A 3,073-nucleotide genomic window follows, 5' to 3' on the forward strand; every position below is an offset into this window, starting at 1 on the left:
GTCGCGAATCCTGCGCCACACGCTGCCGTATCGCTCATGCTGCCGATAGCCGCGAGTGAATCGTTCGTAGTGCCGCTGCATCGGCTTCTCATGCTTCTCGCAGTAGCCGCTCTTCTTGTCTGTCAGATTCGGGCAGCCTGTCATACGGCAGGGGCGTTTCGGTTTCCTCGGCATCGCTTCACCTCCAGTGAAAAAGCCACCGACAGGATTTCTCCCTCGATGGCTTTTCCCTATTCTTGCTGATTCTATCATATTGTGAATGTCAATGAAAAAGTGAGCCAGTTGATCACGAAATTTTGAGCCACTTTTGATCATGAAAAAGTGAGCCATGTGATCGTGAATCATTGAGCCATCCGAGAACGATTCTGATGGTTCTGCCCGCTCGACAAACGGTAAGATTCACCATTCATGTTGAGTACATGTGAACGGTAGGTCAGCCGGTCTACCAATGCCGCCACAAGCGTATCGCTTGCAAACATCTCCGTCCATTTGGAAAATACAAGATTCGTCGTGATGATCGTGCTCGCTCTTTCCGAGCGTTCGGAGATCACCTTGAAGAGCAGTTCGGATTCTTCTTGGTTGAACCGCGCATAGCTGAGCTCGTCTATAAGCAGCAGATCGTTCGCCGCAATGCCTTTTTCCAAGCGGCGCAGCTGGTCGCCGTCACGAGCCTCTTTCAACTCGCTTGCCAACGTCGCTGCATTGGCGAACTGCACCTTGTAGCCGAGCAGGCAGGCCTTTATGCCGAGCGCCGTCATCAGGTGCGTCTTGCCGGTGCCGGGATTGCCCATCAGCACGAGGTTCTCGTGCCGGTCAATGTAGGTGCAGCCGGCCAGCTGCTTGACGAATTCCGGTTGGATGTGCTGCAGCCGCGCGAGATCGAATTCTTCCAGCGTCTTGTGCAGGGGAAAGTGTGCCCTCTTCAATCGGCGTTGCCGTGTCTTTTCCTGTCTGGCATCGTATTCCCTCTCTGCTCCCGCCTTCAAGGCCGCTTCCTGCCCCGCATATTGTACGGGTACGGAATACGCATTGCCTTGGAAGCGGACGGTTGCCTGCAAGGATATGCGGCAGACCTCGGTGCGACGGACATCGTAGGGACGCCCCGGCAGCGGCAGGAGCGCTTGGCGCTCTTCTTGCAGGAGATGCGCCACCGGATGCGGCTTGCCGGCCACTTGGTGAGCGGCGATATAGCTTTCGCAGCCGTCGCGGAGCCGTTGGTTCAGCTCAGCCAGGGAGGCGACACGGGGGACGGGAACCAATAGATTTCTTCTTGTCCAACCGACGAGGTTTTCCACGAGTCCCTTTTCGTTGCCGCTGGCTGCATTGCAGAAATCTGTTTGGAAACAGTAGTGCGCCGCGAGCGCTGCATAGCTTTCCTGTGGTATGGCGTTCTTGCCGGCACCTTCCTTGACGGTGACACGCGCATTGTCGAAGAGTACGCGGCGCACTACGCCGCCGAAAAAGTTCAAGGCCTGTATGAGTCCTTCGAGGAAGGCCTCGGTGTTCTGCCTGCGGAAGCACACGGCGAACGGAGCGCAGCTGTAGGCAAGGCGGGCGCAAAACATCTGCACTTTCGTGCGTTCGCCTGCCAAGTAGATGACGGCTTCGCCCCAGTCGATCTGCATGGCGTCTCCCGGGGCGAATGCAAGGGGAACGAACGCTTCTTGAGGATGTCCGCGCAATTTGGCGACAATGCGCCGCACAGTGCTTTGGGCGCCGGTGAAGTTTTTCTCTTTCACGAGGCGTTCTATAGATGCGCTTGGCTGTATGGTGTTGCTTTCGGTTCGGTTCCAAGCGATCCTCGTGCAGGCATTGCTCGATGAACCGAAGGATGTCCGGCGTCATGACGCTCGCCGCACGACAGTAGCTCGCTCGGAGTCCCGGATAGGTGTTGCCTTCGCAATACTTGGCCACCGTATTGCGGGAAATGCCGAGCTTCCGGGCGATCTGCCGTTGGCTCAAGCCATCGACCAAATACATGCGTCGAATGTGTTCATAGTCTTGCATCGTGATTACCACCTTGCTTGCCTCCCCTTCGTGCGATAGATTGCTATCTCAATTATAGGGGAGATCGAGGTCGAAGTGGCTCACTTTTTCGTGATCATTATGGTCTTAAGTTGAAGATTTTTATCCCTTGAGACGTACGATTTTCAAGACGCCACTACCGATTTGGGTGTGGGAAGTTTGAGTATTATAGAATAAAAGCGATCTGTCATACAATGGATTTTCGCCCTAAAACGCGCTCTTTTCGTTCGATACACGGCGGTTTCCATATGTTGCGTGTATATCAGTACAGCCTTGCTTTCAAATTCTATGCAAATTTTCATTAAAAGCAGGATAACATCTCATCCATGGAGAAAAATAACAAAATAAGAAAGACCATTCCGATAAAGGAGATTATATAGGGAGGTATTATGATGCGCACCAGGAAATTGTTAAAGACCATGGCAAGGCTGCTCAGTTTCATGGCCGTCATGTCCGTCGGTGTCACGGCACAGGCGAAGGATGTCACCACGAAGGAAATCCCCTTTACCGCATTGGAGGGGGTACGCGTCGGCAATGCCCAAAGCGACGAGGGAAAGACCGGCGTAACGGTTCTCTTTTTCCCCGACGGCGCCAAGACGGGGGTAGATATCAGCGGCGGCGGACCTGCCTCACGGGAAACGCCCGTCCTCGACCCTACGAAAGAAGACATCGCGATCCATGCCATCGTATTGTCCGGCGGCAGCGCCTACGGATTGGCGGCAGCCGACGGCGTGATGAAGTGTCTGGAGGATCACAGCATCGGCTATGATACAGGTTTTTCCCTGGTTCCCTTGGTGGTGCAAAGCGCGATTTATGATCTTTCCTATGGCAGTGCGGCGATCCGACCCGACAGTGCCATGGGCTATGCAGCCTGTCAAAAGGCATTGACCGAAAATCAGCCCCTGAGCGGCTCTGTCGGCGCCGGTACCGGTGCCACCGTCGGCAAGCTCTGCGGCATGATGCAGTCGCAAAAGGGCGGCATCGGCTACCATGCGGTGCAGGTCGGCGATCTCAAGCTGGGCGCCGTCGTCGTGGTAAACGCCCTCGG

Annotated in this window: 2 protein-coding genes and 2 pseudogenes; 1 reads left to right on the plus strand and 3 read right to left on the minus strand. The window is 55.1% G+C overall.

The window, feature by feature from the left end:
- The 3 genes and pseudogenes from ACTTKG_RS10140 to ACTTKG_RS10150 form a co-directional block, all read right to left on the minus strand.
- Window positions 1-174 (minus strand): annotated as a pseudogene (locus tag ACTTKG_RS10140) (HNH endonuclease); the annotation flags it as partial.
- A gap of 167 nt (window positions 175-341) precedes the next feature.
- Complete coding sequence (gene istB / locus ACTTKG_RS10145; RefSeq protein WP_442674081.1) at window positions 342-1,799, minus strand: IS21-like element helper ATPase IstB; 1,458 nt, start codon at window positions 1,797-1,799, stop codon at window positions 342-344.
- A gap of 91 nt (window positions 1,800-1,890) precedes the next feature.
- Window positions 1,891-2,007: pseudogene (locus ACTTKG_RS10150) on the minus strand (helix-turn-helix domain-containing protein); the annotation flags it as partial.
- Between the two features lie 407 nt (window positions 2,008-2,414).
- On the opposite strand from ACTTKG_RS10150, the gene ACTTKG_RS10155 reads away from it, so the two are divergent.
- Window positions 2,415-3,073: P1 family peptidase (locus tag ACTTKG_RS10155; protein WP_442674080.1), on the plus strand; the 659-nt coding region annotated here is incomplete at its 3' end.

It is taken from the genome of Selenomonas sp. (genome assembly GCF_052169755.1).
GTDB lineage: Bacteria > Bacillota > Negativicutes > Selenomonadales > Selenomonadaceae > Selenomonas.